The 18156-nt window shown below is 69.7% G+C and carries 17 protein-coding genes; 7 read left to right on the forward strand and 10 right to left on the reverse strand.

All coding sequences use genetic code 11. The features are described 5' to 3' along the window. Window positions 1–2: 2 nt before the first annotated feature. Window positions 3–1157: a rod shape-determining protein RodA gene (rodA, locus tag JJ685_RS07295; RefSeq protein WP_201673516.1), complete on the reverse strand. Its 1155-nt coding sequence runs from the start codon at window positions 1155–1157 to the stop codon at window positions 3–5. A gap of 127 nt (window positions 1158–1284) precedes the next feature. Here rodA and JJ685_RS07300 point away from each other — a divergent pair, with 127 nt between their 5' ends. Continuing rightward, complete coding sequence (locus tag JJ685_RS07300) at window positions 1285–1956, forward strand: response regulator (RefSeq protein ID WP_201673517.1); 672 nt, start codon at window positions 1285–1287, stop codon at window positions 1954–1956. Window positions 1957–1987: 31 nt separating this feature from the next. On the opposite strand, the gene JJ685_RS07305 is transcribed toward JJ685_RS07300, so the two are convergent. Next, the gene (locus JJ685_RS07305) at window positions 1988–3748 is read right to left on the reverse strand and encodes an ATP-binding response regulator (RefSeq protein WP_201673518.1); all 1761 of its coding nucleotides are present in this window, start codon (window positions 3746–3748) and stop codon (window positions 1988–1990) included. Between the two features lie 81 nt (window positions 3749–3829). On the opposite strand from JJ685_RS07305, the gene JJ685_RS07310 reads away from it, so the two are divergent. The 6 genes from JJ685_RS07310 (at window position 3830) to ruvC (ending at window position 9779) form a co-directional block, all read left to right on the forward strand. Beyond that, window positions 3830–4414: a YqiA/YcfP family alpha/beta fold hydrolase gene (locus JJ685_RS07310; RefSeq protein ID WP_201673519.1), complete on the forward strand. Its 585-nt coding sequence runs from the start codon at window positions 3830–3832 to the stop codon at window positions 4412–4414. Window positions 4415–4600: 186 nt separating this feature from the next. Then, window positions 4601–6667, forward strand: a complete 2067-nt coding sequence (locus tag JJ685_RS07315; RefSeq protein ID WP_201673520.1) for a ribonuclease catalytic domain-containing protein — start codon at window positions 4601–4603, stop codon at window positions 6665–6667. A 38-nt stretch (window positions 6668–6705) separates the two neighbouring features. Then, a complete protein-coding gene (locus JJ685_RS07320) occupies window positions 6706–7518 on the forward strand; it encodes an energy transducer TonB (RefSeq protein ID WP_201673724.1) in 813 nt (270 codons plus the stop codon). Window positions 7519–7526: 8 nt separating this feature from the next. Then, on the forward strand, window positions 7527–8357 hold the full coding sequence (gene aroE, locus JJ685_RS07325) for a shikimate dehydrogenase (protein WP_408015453.1): 831 nt from the start codon (window positions 7527–7529) through the stop codon (window positions 8355–8357). Then, the gene (gene mtgA / locus JJ685_RS07330) at window positions 8354–9085 is read left to right on the forward strand and encodes a monofunctional biosynthetic peptidoglycan transglycosylase (protein ID WP_201673521.1); all 732 of its coding nucleotides are present in this window, start codon (window positions 8354–8356) and stop codon (window positions 9083–9085) included. Before aroE ends, mtgA begins: the two co-directional genes overlap by 4 nt. A gap of 145 nt (window positions 9086–9230) precedes the next feature. Continuing rightward, complete coding sequence (ruvC, locus tag JJ685_RS07335) at window positions 9231–9779, forward strand: crossover junction endodeoxyribonuclease RuvC (RefSeq protein ID WP_201673522.1); 549 nt, start codon at window positions 9231–9233, stop codon at window positions 9777–9779. 122 nt (window positions 9780–9901) lie between these two features. Here the strand turns inward: ruvC and JJ685_RS07340 are convergent, their stop codons facing one another. The 8 genes from JJ685_RS07340 to murG all read right to left on the reverse strand — a co-directional run bounded on the left by JJ685_RS07340 (window position 9902) and on the right by murG (window position 18144). Continuing rightward, a complete protein-coding gene (locus JJ685_RS07340; protein ID WP_201673523.1) occupies window positions 9902–10081 on the reverse strand; it encodes a hypothetical protein in 180 nt (59 codons plus the stop codon). Between the two features lie 2 nt (window positions 10082–10083). After that, entirely contained in the window at window positions 10084–11007 is a 924-nt protein-coding gene (lpxC, locus tag JJ685_RS07345) for a UDP-3-O-acyl-N-acetylglucosamine deacetylase (RefSeq protein ID WP_201673524.1), read from the reverse strand. Between the two features lie 244 nt (window positions 11008–11251). Beyond that, window positions 11252–12505, reverse strand: a complete 1254-nt coding sequence (gene ftsZ, locus JJ685_RS07350) for a cell division protein FtsZ (protein ID WP_201673525.1) — start codon at window positions 12503–12505, stop codon at window positions 11252–11254. Between the two features lie 146 nt (window positions 12506–12651). After that, window positions 12652–13881, reverse strand: coding sequence for a cell division protein FtsA (gene ftsA / locus JJ685_RS07355; protein ID WP_201673526.1), 1230 nt, complete (start codon window positions 13879–13881; stop codon window positions 12652–12654). 12 nt (window positions 13882–13893) lie between these two features. Beyond that, the gene (locus JJ685_RS07360) at window positions 13894–14688 is read right to left on the reverse strand and encodes a cell division protein FtsQ/DivIB (RefSeq protein WP_201673527.1); all 795 of its coding nucleotides are present in this window, start codon (window positions 14686–14688) and stop codon (window positions 13894–13896) included. After that, a complete protein-coding gene (locus JJ685_RS07365; RefSeq protein WP_201673528.1) occupies window positions 14685–15668 on the reverse strand; it encodes a D-alanine--D-alanine ligase in 984 nt (327 codons plus the stop codon). Before JJ685_RS07365 ends, JJ685_RS07360 begins: the two co-directional genes overlap by 4 nt. Continuing rightward, window positions 15665–17083 carry a UDP-N-acetylmuramate--L-alanine ligase gene (murC, locus tag JJ685_RS07370; protein WP_201673529.1) on the reverse strand — a complete coding sequence of 473 codons (1419 nt, stop codon included), beginning with the start codon at window positions 17081–17083 and terminating at the stop codon, window positions 15665–15667. Before murC ends, JJ685_RS07365 begins: the two co-directional genes overlap by 4 nt. After that, complete coding sequence (gene murG / locus JJ685_RS07375; protein WP_201673530.1) at window positions 17080–18144, reverse strand: undecaprenyldiphospho-muramoylpentapeptide beta-N-acetylglucosaminyltransferase; 1065 nt, start codon at window positions 18142–18144, stop codon at window positions 17080–17082. The genes murC and murG overlap by 4 nt, the downstream gene beginning before the upstream one ends. Between the last annotated feature and the right edge of the window lie 12 nt (window positions 18145–18156).

Here is an 18156-nt window from a genome sequence, read left to right on the forward strand (position 1 = left end):
CCTCAGCTCTGGACCAGCCGCTTCGACTTGGAGATCGACATCAGGATCCCCAGCCCCAGCCCCAGCGTCACCATGGCGGTGCCCCCGTAGCTGATGAAGGGCAGCGGCACGCCCACCACCGGCAGGATGCCGCTGACCATGCCCATGTTCACGAAGGCATAGGTGAAGAAGATCATGGTGATCGCCCCGGCCAGCAGCCGGGCGAACAGCGTCGGCGCCTCGATGGCGATGGCCAGCCCGCGCAGCACCAGGAACAGGAAGCTGGCGATCAGGAACAGGTTGCCCAGCAGACCGAATTCCTCCGAGTAGGCGGCGAAGATGAAGTCGGTGGTGCGCTCGGGGATGAACTCCAGGTGCGTCTGCGTGCCCTGCATGAAGCCCTTGCCGAACAGGCCCCCGGAGCCGATCGCGATCATGCCCTGGATGATGTGGAAGCCCTTGCCCAGCGGGTCCTTGGTGGGATCGAGCAGGGTGCAGATGCGCTGCTGCTGGTAGTCGTGCAGCACGGGCCAGCGGTAGCCGTCGGCGCACAGCATGGGCTCGAAGGACACCACCAGCACCACCGCCACGATGCCCAGCACCACCGGCGGGATGATCAGTTTCCAGGACAGGCCGGCGAAGAAGATCACCGCCATGCCCGCAGTCAGCACCAGCACGGCCGTGCCGAGGTCCGGCTGCTTGACGATCAGGCCCACGGGCACGGCCAGCAGCGCGCCGGCCACGAGGTAGTCCAGCGGCCGCAGCTGCCCCTCCCGCTTCTGGAACCACCAGGCCAGCATCAGGGGCATGGCGATCTTCAGGATCTCGCTGGGCTGGATCACGACTCCCAGGTTGATCCAGCGCCGGGCGCCCTTCTTCGTGATCCCGAACAGCGCCACCGCGATCAGGAGCCCGACCCCGACCACGTACAAGGGCACCGCGAAGCTCATCAGCCGCTGCGGCGGAACCTGCGCCACCACGAACATGATGGAGCCGGCCAGCACCATGTTGCGGGCGTGGTCGTAGAAGCGCACCCCGTGGTCGTAGCCGGAGCTGTACATGGTCAGCAGGCCGGCGCAGGCGAGCAGGAAGACGGCGAAGGCCAGCGGCCCGTCGAACCCCTGGAGCATGGGGGTGAGGCGCTGGCGCACCGAGGGTTTGTCGAAGACTGCGGCCATGGCGGGATTATCCGGGAGCGGCCATCCCGGCAGGGCCCGCCGCATCCGCGGCCGTCCAATCCTCCAAAAGGACAGTTTTCGGCTCCAACCCGGCTGCTACCATCGTCGCGAACCCCGAAGGCACCCCATGAACATCCTTGTCGTCGACGACCACCCCCTGTACCGCAGCGGCGTCGTGCACACGCTGCAGAACACCGGCATGGAGGTGAACGTGGTCGAATGCGCCGCGCTGGAAACGGCCTTCCAGCGCGCCAGCGAGGGCCAGCAGTTCGATCTGGTGATCCTCGACCTGCAGATGCCCGGCTACCAGGGCACCGACTCCGTGCGCGCGGTCCGCATGCGCCTGCCGGAACTGCCCGTGCTGGTGCTCTCCGGCAACGAAGACCCGGCGATCGTGCGCGACTGCATCGACCTCGGCGCCTGCGGCTTCGTGCCCAAGTCCGCGCCCAGCGACGAATTCCACGCCGCGCTGACGCTGGTGCTGTCCGGGGGCGTGTACCTGCCGCCCACGAGCCTCAGCGTGGGCTCGCCGGCCAGCCGCGCCCAGCAGGATGCCTGGGCGCGCCTGGGCGCGCGCCTCACGGACCGCCAGCGCCAGGTGCTGCTGGGGATCGTGCAGGGCAAGCCGAACAAGGTGATCGCACGCGACCTCGGCCTGTCCGACACGACCGTGAAGTCGCACGTGGCGCACATCCTGGACGCGCTGGTCGTGTCCAACCGCACCGAGGCCGTCTATGCGCTCGCGCGCGCGGGCCTCACCATGCGGGACCTGGAACCCGCCCCGACGCGGGCCTGCTAGAAGTCACGACAGCGCGGCGCGCCCGCCACGGTCACGCCGCCGGATGCAGGGCCGGCGCCCGCTCGCGCGCCAGCGTGGCCTGCATCGTCTCGAGCAGCAGGTCCGGCGCGACCGGCTTCTGCAGCACCGGCAGCGGCAGCCCGCGCTCGCGGATGTCGGCCTCCCCGGAAAGGATCAGGGCCGGCACCGGGCCGAAGCGCTCGCGCAGGGCCTCCACGGCGTCGAGGCCGGAGCCCTCGGCGAGCCGGTAGTCCGCCAGCAGGAAATCAGGCCTCTCGCGCTCGCCCTGCAGGACCTGCTGCACTTCCGCCAGCGTGCCCCCGGCCGCGACGCGCGCGCCGGCTTCCTGCAGCCACGCCGCCAGGGCGTCGCGCGCGAGCCGGTCGTTCTCCACCACCGCGACCAGCAGTCCCTTCAGCGGCGCCCCGCCGTGCGCCGCCGCGGCCGGCGCCCGCGCCCCTGCCTCCCGCGCCAGCGGCAGGTGCATCGTGACGCGGGTGCCCTGCCCCGGCTGCGAGTCCATCTCCAGCCCGGTCTGCATCAGGTCCGCCATGTGCCGCGAAATCGCCAGACCCAGCCCGATGCCCTCGGCCTCGGTCTTCACGGCGGAGCGGCCCCGGAAGAAGGCATTGCAGGCCTGCGCCAGGTCGTCCGGGTCCATGCCCACGCCCTGGTCCGAGATCGTGAGGACTGCCTCCTGCCCCGTGCAGTCGGCGCGCACCACGATCTCGCCCTTCAGCGAGTACTTGAAGGCGTTGTCCAGGAAGTTGCGCAGCATCCGCTCCAGCAGCACCGGATCGGCCGACACGTTGCAGGAGCCGGCGATCTCGATGCGGAAGCCCAGGCCGCGCGCGGCGCACTTCTCGGCGAAGCCGGAGCTCGCCGAGGCCAGCAGCCGCTCCAGCTGCACCGGCTGCACCACGGCCTTCATCGTGCCGGCGTCGATCTGCGCGAAATCCACCAGGTGGCGGAACATGCCGTCGATGGACTGCCCCGTGCGCATGATCTGCTGCGCCATGGCGTCGCGCCGTGCCGGGTCGGTGGACTTGCGGAAGATGTCGGAGAGGAACAGCAGCGCCTGCACCGGCTGCCGCAGGTCGTGGCTGGCTGCGCCGAGGAAGCGCGAGCGCGCGCGCTGCGTCTCCTGCAGGTTCTTCAGCGACTGGCGCAGCTGCTCCACGACACGGGCCTTGTCCTGGCCGGCGTCCACGAGGTCGATCAGCTGCTGGTGCAGGGTGCGGGCGAGCCGGGCCATGATCGGCGCGCCCACCGCCATGGCGACGGCCATCATCACCATCGCCTCCGCATCGGCGTGCTGCGCCCAGCCGAGGTAGATGGTGGCCATGCTGGCCAGCAGGTAGCCGATGTAGACCCGCGGCCGCACGGCCAGCAGCGAGACGCCCAGCGAGATCCAGCAGACCACGATCATGGTGAGCACGCCGACGTCGGTGACGCCGAGGTAGGGCGAGAAAACGGGCAGGAGGGTCGACACGAACCAGCCCGTCACCGCCGCGCCCACCGCGATGCGGTGCAGCGCGCGCTCGGTGGTGCCGTGGCGCGCCAGCACCCACCGGAAGTACGGTTGCCGCGCCAGCATGCCGCTGGCGAACACGACGTACCACGCGAGGAAGAGGAGCCAGCCGGAATGGGGAACCACGATGACCCCGAGCAGGGCAGCCATCAACAGCGCGGTGACCAGCCCCCCGCGCGCCTGCGCCACGATCACGGCGACGCTGCGCTCGATCAACTCCTGCGACGCCTCCCTTGCTGCCGCAGCCTCGGTGTGTTCCACCACTTTTCTCCTGAAGGAGTCAGTTTGGCAAAGAACGGCCGTGGCGACAATGTCGCAAGGCTGACGAATACCATACGTCCGATGCACACCACGCACCTGCTGTACCTGCACGGCTTCCGTTCCTCGCCCCGCTCCTTCAAGGCGCAGCGCATGCATTCCCTCGTGCAGGAGCGGCATCCGCGGGTGGACTGGAACTGCCCGCAACTGCCGCCCTCACCCAAAGAGGCGATGGCGCTGATCCATGATTCCATTAGGGACTGGCCGCGCGAGCGCATGGCCGTGGTGGGGTCCTCGCTCGGCGGCTTCTACGCCACCTGCCTGGCCGAAGACACCGGCTGCCGCGCCGTGCTGCTCAATCCGGCGGTGGACCCGGCCCGCGACCTGGCCGGCTACATCGGCGAGCAGACGGCCTTCCACGACCCGTCGCAGCACTTCTACTTCGCCCCCGCCTTCGTCGACGAACTCCGGGCGCTGCAGCGCGGCCCGGTGGCCCGCCCGGAGCGCTACTTCGCCGTGATCGCCAAGGGCGACGAGCTCCTGGACTGGCGCGAGATGACGGCCCGCTATCCGGGCATCCGGCTCAAGCTGCTGGAGGGCAGCGACCACGGGCTGACGGATTTCGACGCGCACGTGGAGGAGATCCTGCGATTCCTGCAGCTCGCGTGAAGAGGGCAAAACCGAACAGCCGAACGCAGAGGGCGCAGAGGATCCGCAGAAGACGCAGAAGAACCCCATAAAGGGGGAAATTCTTCTGCGATCTCTGCGAAACCTCTGCGCCCTCTGCGTTCGGCTGTCTGGTGTTGAATTGCCCGCCCGGACGGACGGCTCCCCCCCGCATGGGAAAATCGGGGAATGTTCGTTCTGTTCGAAGATGCCGGGAAGTTCCTGGGCGGCCGGGTCCTGTCCGAGAGCGATGCCTCGGCCCAGGTCGAGCTGGAAAGCGGCAAGCGGGTCAAGGTCAAGTCCGCCAACGTGCTGCTGAGGTTCGAGAAGCCGCAACCCGCGGAGCTGCTGCGCGACGCGCAGGCCGAGGCCTCCGGCATCGAGCTGGACCTCGCCTGGGAGTTCGCCCCCGAGGAGGAATTCGGCTTCGCCGACCTGGCCCGCGAGTACTTCAGCGCCAACGCCAGCCTGGTGCAGCAGGCCGCCGCGCTGCTGCGCCTGTTCGAGGCGCCCCACTACTTCCGGCGCGCCGGCAAGGGGCGCTTCCGCAAGGCGTCCGCCGAGATCCTGCAGCAGGCCCTCGTCGCCATCGAGAAGAAGAAGCAGCTGCAGGCCCAGATTTCCGCCTGGGCCGCGGAACTCGCCTCGGGCGGCTGCCCGCCGGAGATCCGCGAGCAGCTGTACAAGATCCTGTTCAAGCCGGACAAGAACGCGCCCGAATACAAGGCGGTGGTCGAGGCCTCGCGCAACACCCAGACCGCGCCGCTGGCGCTGCTGCAGCGCGCGGGCGCCATCACCTCGCCCTACCAGTTCCACTGGAAGCGCTTCCTGCTGGAGTGGTTCCCCAAGGGCACGGGTTTCCCGCCCCTGGCCGCGCCGGCGATCCGCGACGAGCTGCCGCTCGCGGGCGTGCAGGCCTTCTCGGTCGACGACTCCAGCACCACCGAGATCGACGACGCGCTGTCCGTGCAGGGGCTGGGGACCGGCACCGTCACCGTGGGCGTGCACATCGCGGCGCCCGGCCTCGCGATCCAGACCGGCACGCCGCTGGACCAGCTCGCGCGCCAGCGCCTGTCCACCGTCTACATGCCGGGGCACAAGATCACGATGCTGCCGGACGACGTGGTGCAGGCCTACACGCTGCTGGAAGGCCGCGACTGCCCCGCCGTGTCGCTGTACGTGCGCTACGACGAATCGACCCTGGAGGTGCAGGCCAGCGAAACGCGCCTGGAGCGGGTGCCCATCGCGGTCAACCTGCGCCACGACCAGCTCGACGAACACCTGCCGGCGGAATTCCTGGAAGACCCGACCGCCCCCGGCGCGGGCATTCCGGAGCCGGCGCTGCGTTTCCGCGCCGAACTGTCCTTCCTGTTCCGGCTCGCGAAGCAGCTGAAGGCGCAGCGCGAAGTACTGCGCGGAAAGCCGGAAAACTTCACGCGTCCCGACTACAACTTCCGCGTCCCGACGGCCGGCGAGCAGGGGCCGACGGGCGAGGAGCCGGTGGAGATCACCGTGCGCAAGCGCGGCGCGCCGCTGGACCTGATCGTGGCCGAAGCCATGATCCTCGCCAACAGCACCTGGGGCCAGTGGCTGGCCGAGAACGGCGTGCCCGGCATCTACCGCAGCCAGGCCAGCCTGGCCCCCGGCGTCAAGGTGCGCATGGGCACCAAGGCGCTGCCGCACGCCGGCATCGGCGTGAAGAGCTACGCCTGGAGCACTTCGCCGCTGCGCCGCTACACGGACCTGGTGAACCAGTGGCAGATCATCGCGGCGGCCCGCCACGGGCGCACGGCGGCCCTGGCGGCGCCCTTCAAGCCCAAGGACGCGGAGCTGTTCTCGATCATCTCCGGCTTCGACGCCGCCTACGGCGCCTACAACGGGCACCAGGCCGGCATGGAGCGCTTCTGGACGCTCAAGTACCTGCAGCAGAACGGGGTGCGCGAACTGGAAGCCACCGTCTTCAAGGACAACCTCGCCCGCGCCGACACGCTGCCGCTGGTGCTGCCGCTGCTCGGCGCGGCGGACCTGCCGCGGGGCGCCCGGGTGCGCCTGCGCCTGGGCGAGATCGACCTGATCACCCTGGACGTGAGCGGCACGGTGCTGCAACGACTCGATACGATTGCCGCGCCGGCGTCGGTTGAAGACGACAGCGAAGAGGAAACGGTCGCGGGTCCGATTGCGATCGCCGTGGATGTCACGGACACTTCCGAGGACAATCCGGTTATCGCGCCCGCCGGCGCCGACGTGAGTTCGTGAACCTGAAGTCCCTCAGCACCCTGCAGATCGCACTGGGCATGTCCGTGGCCGTGCACGCGGCCCTGCTCACGGTGCGCATCGTCGACCCCGAAGGTTTCAACCGCGTGTTCCAGGACACGCCGCTGGAAGTGGTGCTGGTCAACGCGCGCACCCACGAGCGGGTCGACAAGGCGCAGGCCATCGCGCAGGCGTCGCTGGCCGGCGGCGGCGAGGCCGAGAGCGGCCGCGCCACCTCGCCCCTGCCCGCGTCCGCCCTCACGTCCATCGGCGACGCCGCGGACGACGAGCAGAAGAAGATCGAGACGATGCAGGAGCAGCAGATGCTCATGCTCGCCAACCTGAAGCGCACCCTCGCGGCCATGCCGCCGGCGGACCCCAAGCAGGCCCGCGCGAACCCGGAAGCGGCCGCGCGCGAGGAGAAGCGGCGCCACCTGGTCAAGCTGCTGGCCGAGATCGAGAAGCGCATCAACGAGGAAAACGCCCGGCCCAAGAAGCGCTACATCAGCCCCTCGACGCGCGAGGAGGTGTACGCGGTCTACTACGACTCGCTGCGCCGCAAGATCGAGGAACGCGGCACCAGCAACTTCCCGGAGGCGGCGGGCCGCAAGCTGTACGGCGAGCTCACGATGATCGTGACCGTCAACCACGACGGCCGGGTGCTCGACACCGAGGTGGTGGAGACTTCCGGCAACCGCACCCTCGACCGCCGCGCCGCCACCATCGCGCGCGCGGCCGGGCCCTTCGGCCGCTTCAACGAGCCGATGCGGCACAAGGCCGACCAGATCGTGGTGGTGTCGCGCTTCAAGTTCACGCGCGACGACACCCTGGAAACGAAGCTCACCAGCCGCTGAGGAGCCCCGTGGATCGTTATTGCGTCATGGGCAATCCCGTGGAGCACAGCAGGTCGCCGTGGATCCACGCCCGCTTCGCCGCCCTCACCGGCCAGCCGGTGGAGTACGGCAAGCGCCTGGTGCCGCTGGACGGCTTCGCGGCGGCGCTGCAGGCCTTCCGCGACCAGGGCGGCCGCGGTTGCAACGTCACGGTGCCCTTCAAGTTCGAGGCCGCGTCGCTGGCCGGCCGGCGCAGCGCCCGGGCGGAGCTCGCCGGCGCCTGCAACACGCTGCGCTTCGATGCGGACGGCATCTACGGCGACAACACCGACGGCGTCGGCCTGGTGCACGACCTGCAGCACAACGCGGGCGTGGCGCTCGCCGGGCGGGAGCTGCTCCTGATCGGCGCCGGCGGCGCGGCGGCCGGCGTGCTGGGGCCGCTGGTCGAGGCGAAGCCGCGCCGCATCGTGGTCGCCAACCGCACGGTGGGCAAGGCGCAGGCGTTGGTCGCGAGCCATGCGGAGCTGGCCCGGGCCGGCGGCGTGGAAGTCTCCGCCAGCGGGCTCGACGAAGTCGTGGGCCGCTTCGACGTGGTGGTGAACGGCACGGCCAGCAGCCTGAGCGGCGCCGACGTGCCGGTGCCGGCGTCCGTGCTGCGGCCCGGCGCCCTCGGCTACGACATGATGTACGGGCCCGCCGCCGAGGGCTTCCTGCAGTGGGCCCGCGCGCATGGCGCGATCGGCCGCGACGGGCTGGGCATGCTGGTGGAACAGGCGGCCGAGGCCTTCCTGGTGTGGCGCGGCGTGCGGCCCCCTTCGGGCGAGGTCCTGGCGGAACTGCGGCGGGAGCTGGCGAAGTGAAAGCCGTCCTGCGCTGGCTGGGGCTGGTCGTGATCGCAAGCGTCGCGCTGCAGCTGTTCTTCGTCGGCCGCGTCGCGCTGATGGCCATCGCGGACCCGGAGTCCACCACCTTCCAGCGCTCGGAGGCCTGGCGCATCACCAACGAACGTGACAAGCTGCGCTGGAGCCAGCACTGGGTCCCCTACGCGCACATCTCCGACAACCTCAAGCGCGCCGTCATCGCCTCGGAGGACAGCACCTTCGCCGAGCACGATGGCGTGGACTGGGACGCCCTGGAGAGGGCCTGGGCGCGCAACGAGAAGGCCGAGGAACGGGCGGCGAGGCAGGCGCAGTTCGCACCCATGCGCGCCCGGCCGCCGAAGATCGTGGGCGGCTCCACGATCACGCAGCAGCTGGCGAAGAACCTGCTGCTGTCCGGCGAGCGCAACCTGCTGCGCAAGGGGCAGGAGTTCGTGCTCACGATGGCGCTGGAGCACACGCTGTCGAAGCAGCGCATCCTGGAGATCTACCTCAACAACGTGGAGTGGGGCGAGGGCGTGTTCGGCGCCGAGGCGGCCGCGCAGCACTACTTCCGCAAGCCGGCCAGCCGGCTCACCCCGTACGAGGCCGCCCGGCTCGCCGTGATGCTGCCGCAGCCCAAGCGCTTCGAGAAGATGCCCGGCTCGCGCTACCTGGCCGGGCGCACCGCGACCATCGTGGCGCGCATGTCCGCGGCGGAACTGCCGTGATGCGCGCCGCACGGCCGCCCGAAGACGCGCGCCCCCTCCGCTTGCGGAGGGGGGCCGGCGGGGTCCCCGAGAAAAAGCTTCAGCTTTTTTTCGGGGTGGACGGTGAGAAGGCCGCGAAGCGGACGAGCCTGGGGGAGGTTCTCTAATGCGCATCCTCGGGATCGACCCCGGCCTGCAGCGCACCGGCTTCGGCGTGATCGACGCCCACGGCCACGCGCTGCAGTACGTCGCCAGCGGCACGATCAGCACCATGCACATGGAGCGCGGCGACCTGCCGGCGCGGCTGAAGGTGCTGTTCGACGGCATCGGCGAACTGCGCTCGCGCTACCAGCCGGATGCGGCGGCGGTCGAGATCGTGTTCGTCAACGTCAATCCGCAGTCGACGCTGCTGCTGGGACAGGCGCGCGGCGCGTGCGTGACCGCGCTGGTGGCCAATGCGCTGTCGGTGGCGGAGTACACGCCGATGCAGATGAAGCTGGCGGTGGCGGGCACCGGCAAGGCGGCGAAGACGCAGGTGCAGCTGATGGTGCAGCGGCTGCTGCAGTTGCCCGGGATCCCGGGGAAGGACGCGGCGGATGCGCTGGGGCTGGCGATCACGCATGCACATGCGGCGATCGCGACGGCGAGGATCCAGGAGGCGGGCGGCGTCGCGCGCCGGAAGACGGGCTACTACAAGACCGGACGGGTGGTTTAGGAAGACCGCTGCCGATCGAGTTCGCTGCCTTCTTGCCGGACCCGACCGGGACTGTCCGTCTCAGCGACTGTCCCCTCCCTGGTCCGGCCCGAGGCAACGGACCTTTGCAACCGGAAGCGGGCCTACGAACGCGCGCGATCGATGAACAGCACCGCGAAGAAGGCCAGCGCCGCCAGCAGCGTCCACTTCAGCACGGTCAGCCCGAAGCGCCGATACTTCACCTGCCCGGTGAGGGCATAGATCGCGAAACTGACCCCCGCTGTCAGGAGCAGCAGCAGGACGATCGTCCGGACGACGGCCACGCCTACCAGGCGCGCGCGGGCTGGGCGAAGCCGACGGGCGCCTCGCGCTCGTCGCCGAAGCTCACCACCTCGAACGCGTCCTGGTCCGCCAGCAGCGCGCGGATCAGCTTGTTGTTCAGGGCGTGGCCCGAACGGAAGGCGCTGTAGGCGGCCAGCAGGGGCTTGCCGATGAGGTACAGGTCGCCCATGGCGTCGAGGATCTTGTGCTTCACGAACTCGTCGTCGTAGCGCAGGCCGTCCGCATTGAGCACGCGGTAGTCGTCCACCACGATGGCGTTGTCCATGCCGCCGCCCATGGCGAGGCCGCGGGCCCGCATCATCTCCAGGTCCTTGGTGAAGCCGAAGGTGCGGGCACGCGCGATGTCGCGCGAGTACTGCCCCGAGCTCAGGTCGAACTCGTAGCGCTGGCCGGTGGAATTCACCACGCGGTGGTTGAATTCGATCTCGAAGCCGAGCTTGAAGCCGTGGTACGGGTCGAGCCGCGCCCACTTCAGGTTCTCGCCCTCGCCTTCGCGCACTTCCACCGGGCGGGTGACCCGGATGAAGCGCCGCGGCGCGTCCTGCGGCTCGATGCCGGCGCTTTGCAGCAGGTAGACGAAGGAGGCGGAGGAGCCGTCGAGGATCGGCACTTCTTCCGCGGTGATGTCCACGTACAGGTTGTCCACCCCGAGGCCGGCGCAGGCCGACATCAGGTGCTCCACGGTGTGGACCTTGGCCCCGCCGTTGGAGATCGTGGAGGCCATGCGGGTATCGGTCACGGCCTGGGCGGACACGGGAATGGTCACCGGCAACGGGAGGTCCGTGCGGCGGAACACGATGCCGGTATCGGGCTGGGCGGGGCGCAGCGTCAGCTCCACTCGCTGACCGCTGTGCAGGCCCACGCCCACGGCCTTGGTCAGGGTCTTGAGGGTTCGCTGGCGCAGCATGGCCGTCATTTTACGGCCGGGCAGGGATGCCCCCCGTTGACTTTCCACATGTCCGTGATAGAGCCAGGCCATCGGCTGAGCCTCGCGCGAAGCCGTTAATGGCTTATGAAGGAGAAGTAAAACCGAACAGCCGAACGCAGAGGTCGCAGAGGACTCGTAAAGGACGCAGAAAACCCCAATTTCTGGATGTTCTTCTGCGTCCTCTGCGTAATCTCTGCGCCCTCTGCGTTCGGTATCTGGTTGTTCAGTCCGCCTGCTTGCGCAGGAACGCCGGGATTTCGAAGTCGTCCATCCCGCCGCTCGACAGCGCGTCCACCTTGGCCGCGGCCTGAGAGCGGTTGGTGCGCCACACGCTCGGCACGGCCAGGCCGCCGTAGTCCGGCTGCTGCGGGGCGGCGGCGCCGCGGCCGTCCATCTCGCGCGTCACGATCGCGCCCGGGCCCGCCACCGCGTTGTGGATCGTCGGCACGTTGAAGGGCACGTTGTCGGTGCCGGTGCGCAGCACCTGCAGCGGGGGCGCCGTGCGGCGCTGCTGGCCCTGGCGCGACAGGCCGGTGGCCACGACGGTCACGCGGACCTGGTCGCCCAGCGAGTCGTCGTAGGCCGTGCCGTAGATCACGTGCGCGTCCGCCGAGGCATAGGCGCGGATCGTGTTCATGGCCAGCTTGGACTCCGACAGCTTCAGGCTGCCCTTGGCCGCGGTGATCAGCACCAGCACGCCCTTGGCGCCGGAGAGGTCGATGCCATCCAGCAGCGGGCAGGCCACGGCCTGTTCGGCGGCGATGCGGGCGCGGTCCGGGCCGGAGGCCAGCGCGGTGCCCATCATGGCCTTGCCCGGCTCGCCCATCACCGTGCGCACGTCCTCGAAGTCCACGTTCACGTGGCCGGGCACGTTGATGATCTCCGCGATGCCGCCCACGGCGTTCTTCAGCACGTCGTTGGCGTGCGCGAAGGCCTCGTCCTGGGTGATGTCGTCGCCCAGCACCTCCAGCAGCTTCTCGTTCAGCACCACGATCAGCGAGTCGACGTTGGCTTCCAGTTCGGACAGGCCGCTGTCGGCGTTGGTCATGCGGCGGCCGCCTTCCCAGTCGAAGGGCTTGGTGACGACGCCGACGGTGAGGATGCCCATCTCCTTGGCCACGCGCGCGATCACCGGCGCCGCGCCGGTGCCGGTGCCGCCGCCCATGCCGGCGGTGATGAACAGCATGTGAGCGCCCGCGATCGCCTGGCGGATGTCCTCCACCGCGGCCTCGGCGCACTCGCGGCCCTTCTCCGGCTTGCTGCCGGCGCCCAGGCCGGTGCCACCCAGCTGGATCAGCTTGTGCGCGGTGCTGCGCGTGAGCGCCTGCGCATCGGTGTTGGCGCAGATGAATTCCACCCCCTGCACGTTGCGCTCGATCATGTGCGCCACGGCGTTGCCCCCGCCGCCGCCGACACCGATCACCTTGATCTGCGTGCCCTGGTGGAACTCCTCGACTTCGATCATTTCGATGCTCATGTGATTCTCCTGACTCTCTGCAGTTGCCACTTGCGAATGTTGTTGGTTGGGGTGCTTAACGCGGAACGGGCGGATCGGTGGACCGCCAGCGCTCCTTTCGCGGGGGACTGCCCCGCGCGAGCCAGAGCTTGTATCTCGTCATGGCTTCAGAAGTTCCCCACGATGAAGTCGCGGATGCGGCCGAAGGCGGTCTTCACCGAGCCGTGCTTCTGCGCCACGCGGGCGCCGCGCACCCGCGCCAGGCGCGCTTCCTCCAGCAGCCCCATCACGGTGGCGGCGCGCGGCTGCGCCACCATGTCGGCGAGCGCGCCGGCGTAGCGCGGCACGCCGCGGCGCACCGGCTTCAGGAAGATGTCCTCGCCCAGTTCCACCATGCCGGGCATCACCGCGCTGCCGCCGGTGATCACGATCCCGGAGGACAGGACCTCCTCGTAGCCCGACTCGCGGATCACCTGCTGCACCAGCGAGAAGATCTCCTCCACGCGCGGCTCGATCACGCCGGCCAGCGCCTGCTTGGACAGCATGCGGGGCCCGCGGTCGCCCAGCCCGGGCACCTCGACCTGCTGCTCGGGGTCGGCCAGCAGCTGCTTGGCATAGCCCGACTCCACCTTGATGTCCTCGGCGTCCTTGGTCGGCGTGCGCAAGGCCATCGCGATGTCGCTCGTGATCAGGTCGCCGGCGATCGGGATCACGGCGGTGTGGCGGATCGCGCCGCCGGTGAAGATCGCCACGTCGGTGGTGCCGGCGCCGATGTCGACGCAGGCCACGCCCAGTTCCTTCTCGTCCTCGGACAGCACGGCCGCCGAAGTGGCCAGCGGGTTCAGCAGCAGCTGCTCCACCTCCAGCCCGCAGCGCCGCACGCACTTGAGGATGTTCTCGGCCGCGCTCTGGGCGCCGGTGACGATGTGCACCTTGGCTTCCAGCCGGATGCCGCTCATGCCGATCGGCTCCTTCACGTCCTGGCCGTCGATCACGAATTCCTGCGGCTCCACCAGCAGCAGGCGCTGGTCGGTCGAGATGTTGATGGCCCGCGCCGTCTCCACCACCCGCGCCACGTCGGCGGGCGTCACCTCGCGGTCCTTCACCGCCACCATCCCGCTCGAATTGATGCCGCGGATGTGGCTGCCGGTGATGCCGGTGTAGACGCGCGTGATCTTGCAGTCCGCCATCAGCTCGGCTTCCTTGAGCGCCTGCTGGATGCTCTGCACCGTGGCGTCGATGTTGACCACCACGCCGCGCTTCAGGCCATTGGCGGGCGCGACGCCCAGCCCCGCGATCTTCAGTTCGCCGCCCGGCATGACCTCGGCCACCACTGCCATCACCTTGGCGGTGCCGATGTCCAGGCCGACGACGAGATCCTTGTAATCCTTCGCCATCCTCGTTGTTCCTCAGTTCCTCCGTGGCGCCGCCGCTTCGGCGGTCACCACGCCCCTCAACCTGATTGCATAGCCGTCGGCGTGCCGCAGGTCCGCCGCGACGAGCGCCTCCGGCCGCCGTCCGTACTTCGAAGTGACCTGCGTGATCGTGTGGGCGAAGCGCCGGCTGCGCGCCAGCACCTCGTCCAGCGTGCCGCGACCGAGTTCCACGATCGCCCCGCTATCCAGCTGCAGGGTCCAGCCGCCGCGCCCCGTCAGCACGACCTGCTCCACGGCCAGGTCCAGCGGCTGCATCAGCGGACCGAGCGAGCGGTACATCGCCAGCACCTGCGGGGAGGAGCCGTCCGGGCCCGCCAGCCGCGGCATGTCGTCCTGCTCCACGTCGCCGGCGTTGGCCTCGAACACCTCGCCGAAGGTGTTGACCAGGCGCGACTCGGAATCGGCGCCCCAGAAAGCCTCGGCCCGGTGCTCCTCGATCCGCACGCGCAGCTTGTCCGGGAACTGCCGCGTGACGACCGCCTTGCGCACCCAGGGCACGGCCTCGAAGGCCGCCCGCGCCTGCTCCAGGTCGATGGTGAAGAAGTTGCCGGCCAGCCGCGGCGCGACGTTCGCCCGGAGCGTCGCCGCGCTGTTGTGCGTGACTTCGCCCTGCACCACGATGGAACGGATGGCGAACACGGGATGCCGCACGGCCCACCAGGCGAGCGCCGCCACCAGCATGACGCCGCACACCGCGAACAGCACCGTGGCGGTGAGGTTCATCAGCCGGACGTCGAAAGGCGGCGGGGTCGCCTGCTTGGTCTTCATTTCTTCGCGGCCTCCTGCGCGGGCTGGTCCAGCGTGGCGTCCGCCAGCAGCTGCAGGCACAGGTCCTCGTAGCTGATGCCGGCCGCGCGCGCCGACATCGGCACCAGCGAGTGGCCGGTCATGCCCGGGGAGGTGTTGATCTCGAGCAGGTAGGGCTTGCGGGTGGCGCCGTCGATCATCACGTCGATGCGGCCCCAGCCGCGGCAGCCCAGCACGCGGTAGGCCTTCAGCACCAGCTCCTGGATCGCCGCTTCCTCGCCTTCCGGCAGGCCGCAGGGCACCAGGTACTTGGTGTCGTCGGTGAAGTACTTGTTCTGGTAGTCGTAGTTGCCTTCGGGCGCCACGATGCGGATCACGGGCAGCGCGCGGGCGCCGTCGCCGGTGCCCAGGATCGGGCAGGTGACCTCGTCGCCGGCGATGAACTGCTCGCACAGGATGTCGGCGTCCAGCGCCGCGGCCGCATCGACCGCGGCCTGCACCTCCGAGTAGCCCTGCACCTTGGCCACGCCGATGGACGACCCCTCCCGGGCCGGCTTGACGATCAGCGGCAGGCCCAGGTCGTCGGGGACCTTCATGACCTGCTCCCGCTCGTAGGCGCCGCGGCGCAGCAGCGTGTACCTCGGCGTCGGCACGCCTTCGGCCAGCCACACGCGCTTGGTCATCGTCTTGTCGATCGCGATCGCCGAGGCCATCACGCCCGAGCCGGTGTAGGGGATGCCGAGCAGTTCCAGCGCGCCCTGCACCGTGCCGTCCTCGCCGAAGCGGCCGTGCAGCGCGATGAAGACGCGCCTGAAGTTCTTGCGCTTCAGTTCGACCAGGTCGCGCTCGGCCGGGTCGAAGGCATGGGCGTCCACGCCCTTGGACTGCAGCGCCTTCAGCACGCCGCTGCCGGACATGAGGGACACTTCGCGCTCGGCCGACTTGCCGCCCATGAGGACGGCCACCTTGCCGAAGTCCTTGGGATTGATCGGGCCCGTCATGCCTTGGCCCCTCCCGTCGCATCCACCAGCTTCGCCGGCACGCCGCCGATGGAGCCGGCACCCATGCACATCACCACGTCGCCGTCGCGCACGGTGGACAGCACCGCTGCCGGCATCTCGCCGATCTCGCCCACGAACTGCGGCTCCACCTTGCCCGCCACGCGCACGGCGCGGGCCAGCGAGCGGCCGTCGGCCGCCACGATGGGTTCCTCGCCGGCGGAGTAGACCTCCGCCAGCAGCACGATGTCGGCCGTGCCCAGCACCTGCACGAAGTCCTCGAAGCAGTCGCGCGTTCGGGTGTAGCGGTGCGGCTGGAAGGCCAGCACGATGCGCTGTCCCGGGAAGGCGCCGCGCGCGGCCGCCAGCGTGGCGCGCATCTCCACCGGGTGATGGCCATAGTCCTCGATCACGGTGAAGGTGCCCCCGCCTTGCGCCTCCGGCACCGGCAGTTCGCCATAGCTCTGGAAGCGGCGGCCGACGCCTCGGAATTCGCCCAGCGCCTTTACCACCGCGTCGTCGGGGATGTTCAGTTCGACGCCGATGGCGATGGCCGCCAGCGCGTTCAGCACGTTGTGCATGCCGACCAGGTTCAGCTTTACCTGCAGGTCGGGCAGCGTGACGCCGTTGCGGCGCTGCACCGTGAAGTGCATCTGCGGGCCGACCGCCTTCACGTCCACCGCGCGCACCTGGGCGTCCTCGCCCAGGCCGTAGGTGGTCACCGGGCACTGCACCTGCGGGATGATCGAGCGCACCGCCTCGTCGTCGGTGCACAGGATGGCCGTGCCGTAGAAGGGCATGCGGTGCAGGAACTCGAGGAAGGCCTTCTTCAGGTTGTTGAAGTCGTGGCCGTAGGTGTCCATGTGGTCGGCGTCGATGTTGGTCACCACCGCCATCACCGGGAGCAGGTTGAGGAAGGACGCGTCGGATTCGTCCGCCTCCACCACGATGTAGTCGCCCGACCCCAGCTTGGCGTTGGCGCCGGCGCTGTTCAGCCGGCCGCCGATCACGAAGGTCGGGTCCAGCCCGCCTTCGGCCAGCAGGCTCGCCACCAGGCTCGTGGTCGTCGTCTTGCCGTGCGTGCCGGCGATCGCGATGCCCTGCTTCAGGCGCATCAGCTCCGCCAGCATCACCGCGCGCGGCACGATCGGGATCTTGCGCTTGCGCGCGGCGACCACCTCGGGGTTGTCCTGCTGCACCGCGGTGGACGTGACGACGGCATCGGCGCCGATCACGTTGGCCGCGGCGTGGCCCACGAAGGTCTGGATGCCCAGCTCCGCCAGCCGCCCCAGCGTGGGCGAGTCGGCGATGTCGGAACCGGAAATGAGGTAGCCGAGGTTGCGCAGCACTTCGGCGATGCCGGACATGCCGGCGCCGCCGATGCCTACGAAATGGATGTGCTTGATCGCGTGTTTCATCGTGCGAGGGCCTCGCAGGCGGCGACCATCTGCTCGGTCGCCTGGGTCTTGGCCATCTTCCGGGCCGCCACGGCGCGCTGCAGCAGCGCGGCGCGGTCGGTGCCGCGCAGGAGGGTGGCCAGGGATTCGGGGGTGAGATCGCGTTGCTGGACGAGCCAGCCACCGCCGGCGTCGACCAGGAACTTCGCGTTGGTGGTCTGGTGGTCGTCCACCGCGTGCGGGAACGGGACGAACAGCGCCGCGGCACCGACCGCGGCGAGCTCGGTGACGGTGCTGGCGCCGGCGCGGCAGATCACGAGATCGGCTTCGGCGAAGGCGCTGGCGGTGTCGTCGATGAAAGGCGTGAGTTCGGCCTGCACGCCGGCGGCGGCATAGTTGGCACGCAGTTCGTCGATCTGCTTCGCGCCGCTCTGGTGCAGCACGTGCGGGCGCTCGCCTTCGGGGATCAGGGCCAGCGCCTTGGGCACGGCATCGTTGAGGCCCCTGGCGCCCAGGCTGCCGCCCACCACCAGCACCTTCAGCGGGCCGCCGCGGCCGGCGAAGCGCTCTTCGGGCGAGGGCTGGCGCAGGAAGGCGTCGCGCAACGGGTTGCCGATCCACTCGCCCTTGCGCATGACGTTCGGGAAGGCGCTGTAGACGCGGTCGGCCACGCCCGAGAGCACCTTGTTGGCCATGCCCGCCACCGAGTTCTGCTCGTGCAGCACCAGCGGCTTGCCGAGCAGCACGCTCATCATCCCGCCCGGGAAGGTGATGTAGCCGCCGAGGCCGACGACGACCTGCGGCCGCACCCGGCGTACGACGCGGATGCTTTGCCAGAAAGCGCGCAGCAACTTCAGGGGCAGGAGCACCAGGGTCTTGAGACCCTTGCCGCGCACACCGCCGAAGTCGACCGCCTCGAGCGGGAAGCCCCGCGGCGGCACCAGCTGCGCTTCCATGCTGTTCGGCGCGCCCAGCCAATGCACGCGCCAGCCCCGCTGGCGCAGCGCTTCGGCCACGGCCAGGCCCGGAAAGATGTGGCCTCCCGTACCCCCTGCCATGACCAGCGCCGTGCGTTCCGTCATGCCCGGCCTCCG

The organism is Ramlibacter monticola, from assembly GCF_016722785.1.
Taxonomy (GTDB): Bacteria; Pseudomonadota; Gammaproteobacteria; order Burkholderiales; family Burkholderiaceae_C; genus Ramlibacter; species Ramlibacter monticola.

Excerpts from the sequence above, each read along its gene's own strand:
- rodA (WP_201673516.1), bottom strand. The coding sequence starts at position 1,157 with ATGGCCGCAGTCTTCGACAAACCCTCGGTGCGCCAGCGCCTCACCCCC.
- JJ685_RS07300 (WP_201673517.1), top strand. The coding sequence starts at position 1,285 with ATGAACATCCTTGTCGTCGACGACCACCCCCTGTACCGCAGCGGCGTC.
- JJ685_RS07310 (WP_201673519.1), top strand. The coding sequence starts at position 3,830 with ATGCACACCACGCACCTGCTGTACCTGCACGGCTTCCGTTCCTCGCCC.
- JJ685_RS07315 (WP_201673520.1), top strand. The coding sequence starts at position 4,601 with ATGTTCGTTCTGTTCGAAGATGCCGGGAAGTTCCTGGGCGGCCGGGTC.
- JJ685_RS07320 (WP_201673724.1), top strand. The coding sequence starts at position 6,706 with ATGTCCGTGGCCGTGCACGCGGCCCTGCTCACGGTGCGCATCGTCGAC.
- ruvC (WP_201673522.1), top strand. The coding sequence starts at position 9,231 with ATGCGCATCCTCGGGATCGACCCCGGCCTGCAGCGCACCGGCTTCGGC.
- lpxC (WP_201673524.1), bottom strand. The coding sequence starts at position 11,007 with ATGCTGCGCCAGCGAACCCTCAAGACCCTGACCAAGGCCGTGGGCGTG.
- ftsZ (WP_201673525.1), bottom strand. The coding sequence starts at position 12,505 with ATGAGCATCGAAATGATCGAAGTCGAGGAGTTCCACCAGGGCACGCAG.
- ftsA (WP_201673526.1), bottom strand. The coding sequence starts at position 13,881 with ATGGCGAAGGATTACAAGGATCTCGTCGTCGGCCTGGACATCGGCACC.
- JJ685_RS07360 (WP_201673527.1), bottom strand. The coding sequence starts at position 14,688 with ATGAAGACCAAGCAGGCGACCCCGCCGCCTTTCGACGTCCGGCTGATG.
- JJ685_RS07365 (WP_201673528.1), bottom strand. The coding sequence starts at position 15,668 with ATGACGGGCCCGATCAATCCCAAGGACTTCGGCAAGGTGGCCGTCCTC.
- murC (WP_201673529.1), bottom strand. The coding sequence starts at position 17,083 with ATGAAACACGCGATCAAGCACATCCATTTCGTAGGCATCGGCGGCGCC.
- murG (WP_201673530.1), bottom strand. The coding sequence starts at position 18,144 with ATGACGGAACGCACGGCGCTGGTCATGGCAGGGGGTACGGGAGGCCAC.